Here is a 2,518-nt window from a genome sequence, read left to right on the forward strand (position 1 = left end):
GAACTGAAGTGGATCTACCTTGCGCTCGTGTTGTTCGCCGTCGGACTGGGGCTTTCGTACGGCCCGCAACCAGCGCTGTACGCCGAGATGTTCCCCGCTGCGGTGCGTTTCAGCGGTGCATCGATCGGTTACGCAATCGGCACCGTCCTGGGTGGCGCATTCGTGCCGACCATCGCGGAAGCGCTGTTCAAGGGCACCGGCACCTCGATGGCCATCTCGATCTATCTGATGCTGCTGGCCGGCATTTCGTTCGTCGCGACCTCACGTATCAAGAACCGCAAGGACGAAGATCTGAACGTCTGATCCCGCACCCCCCCAAAGCCCCCGAAGCCAACGCACTTCGGGGGCTTTGTCGTCTTGGGAATCTCGATGCGGGGCAAAGGCCCGCGCCTACCCCGTGTTCAATTCGATCGAGTCGATGAAGACCGGGGTCGAAACGGCAAATTCGATCGGCGACAGAAGCAGATCGACCAAAGCCAGTCGGCCCGGTTCAGGCGCGGACACAACCGGCGAGCACGAGTAGGAGTAAGCGATGCCTGCGGCGTCGAGGCGCACCTGATGCTCCACAGCACCCGCACCGGGCAATTTCTGATCTTCGAACAGCCCGCGGTTGTTGTCCAGTCCGCATGTGCCACGCGGGTACGACGGTTGCATGGCACGCCCGTCCGCGTCGACGTGACTACCCAGGCCGATGTCACACGCCACAGCCATGACGGGATGGAACGTGGCGGGCACTATGCCTGGTGCCGGACGCGGCGGAAGGCCCTGGGAATCCGACGGCACCGCGACTCCATAGACATCGTGCGGCAGCCCGCACCGGAACTGATCCTGTGAGCCGACTCCAGCGATCGGCCTCGACTCGGGGTGCTGACGATCCCAAACGAGGCCAAGGCTGCCATTGCCAGGACGAACACTGTCAAGCCCGCACCACGACTGGTCACTACCGAAGCATCTCACTCAACCTGTGCTGACAGTATCCGAATTGTCGAATGGTGCAGCATAGTTCGACTCGTCGGCCAAGCGGGACGCACCCGAGGCGTTGCGCGTCAACTGGTGGGCGGTGCTGGAGTGTTCCCGGTAAAATGGACACGGTTTCAAGCGGCCAATTCCGTCACGTCCCTGAATCCTAACTCGTATTCCCGCGGTGTCAAATAGTCGAGCGAAGAATGCCGGCGGAGTCGATTGTAGAATACTTGGATCCACTCGAATACTGTTCTCGTGAGCACTTTTTTCGTGCGCCACGGGCGGGTATGGATCAGTTCCTTTTTGATCGTCGCGAAGAAAGATTCCGATACCGCATTGTCGTAACATATCCCGGTGCGTCCCAGTGAGCGACGCACATTGTTTTCGATGCAGAAATCATCGAATTCTTTCGACATATATTGCGTTCCACGGTCCGAATGAAAAATGACACCGGGCGGCGGGTTTCGGTGTGTCAACGCCATCGACAAAGCTTCGACGATCAACGAGGTACGCATGTGATCGGCGACGGCGAACCCGACGACCGCACGCGAGTGCAGATCGATCACCGTCGCGAAGTAGCACCACCCGTCCCACGTCTTGATGTAGGTGATGTCGCCGCACCATCGGGTGTTGATGTGGTCGGCCGTGAAGTCACGGCCGATGAGATCTGCTGCACCCACTGCCTTCTCGCCGTGCACGGTGGTGCGCTTCCAGGCGCGGGGGTGACGTCCCTGCAGCCCAGCTGCTTTCATCAACCGCCACACCCGTTTGAGTCCTATGCGGATTCCGGTGGCCTGAAGGCCGGCTCGGATACGCCGCACCCCGGGGTTGCCGCGGCCTGCGGCGTGCAACGTTCGGATGCGGCTGGTGAGGTCGGCGTCGGTGAGAGCTCGGTGCGAGATCGGCCGCGTGCGCCACGCGTAGTAGCCGGATCGGGACACGGCGAGTTCGGCGCACATGAAGTCGATAGAATAGGTGTCGGAGTCAGCCCAGTCCGCGATCGCAGCAAATTTTACTGCTGGTCTTTCGCGAACCAAGTCGCAACTTTTTTTGCGAACTCCAATTGCATCTTCGTATGAGCAAGTTCTTTGCGGAGGCGTTCGAGTTCAGCCCGCTCGTCGATACTGAGCGGGCGGTCCTTTTCGTGCCCGTTGTCGCGCGCCTTCTTCACCCATTTCCCCAATGTCATTTCGTGCACACCGATATTCTTCGCGACCGAGGCAATGGAATTGCCCGAGCCGAGAACCAAGTTTACTGCCTCGGCCTTGTACTCATCTGTAAACGCACGTCGTGTCGAGCCCATCGAGTCGATCCCATCTCATCTGGGCCGAAGATCCCGACTGTCCACCGAACCGGGAACGGTCCATGCCTTGGCCGCGGCGGTGAATTCGCGGCAGAATCCGTCGGTGTCTGGGGCCCCGAAACCGCAAACTTGTCGGTGGCATCGTGTAGCGGACATGCGCGCGGAAGGCGTTGCAGCGCAATGCAATAGCTTGACTCGGCCTGCGCCTACCGATACTATCGAACATACGTTCCCATCGGGGGTTCGAACCAT

Annotated in this window: 3 protein-coding genes and 1 pseudogene; 1 reads left to right on the forward strand and 3 read right to left on the reverse strand. The window is 60.0% G+C overall.

What is annotated here, in order from left to right:
- A pseudogene (locus tag WBQ44_RS14045) lies at positions 1–303 on the forward strand (MFS transporter); the annotation flags it as partial.
- A gap of 87 nt (positions 304–390) precedes the next feature.
- Here WBQ44_RS14045 and WBQ44_RS14050 read toward each other — a convergent pair.
- From WBQ44_RS14050 to WBQ44_RS14060, 3 genes are all read right to left on the reverse strand, one after another.
- Positions 391–783 (reverse strand): hypothetical protein, encoded by a 393-nt coding sequence (locus WBQ44_RS14050; protein WP_495567290.1) that lies wholly within the window; start codon positions 781–783, stop codon positions 391–393.
- 311 nt (positions 784–1,094) lie between these two features.
- Positions 1,095–2,000 carry an IS3 family transposase gene (locus WBQ44_RS14055; protein WP_495567291.1) on the reverse strand — a complete coding sequence of 302 codons (906 nt, stop codon included), beginning with the start codon at positions 1,998–2,000 and terminating at the stop codon, positions 1,095–1,097.
- Positions 1,976–2,266, reverse strand: coding sequence for a transposase (locus WBQ44_RS14060; protein ID WP_495567292.1), 291 nt, complete (start codon positions 2,264–2,266; stop codon positions 1,976–1,978). Before WBQ44_RS14060 ends, WBQ44_RS14055 begins: the two co-directional genes overlap by 25 nt.
- Positions 2,267–2,518 lie beyond the last annotated feature (252 nt).

Source organism: Rhodococcus sp. (in: high G+C Gram-positive bacteria) (assembly GCF_049591685.1).
In the GTDB taxonomy this organism is placed as follows: domain Bacteria; phylum Actinomycetota; class Actinomycetes; order Mycobacteriales; family Mycobacteriaceae; genus Rhodococcoides.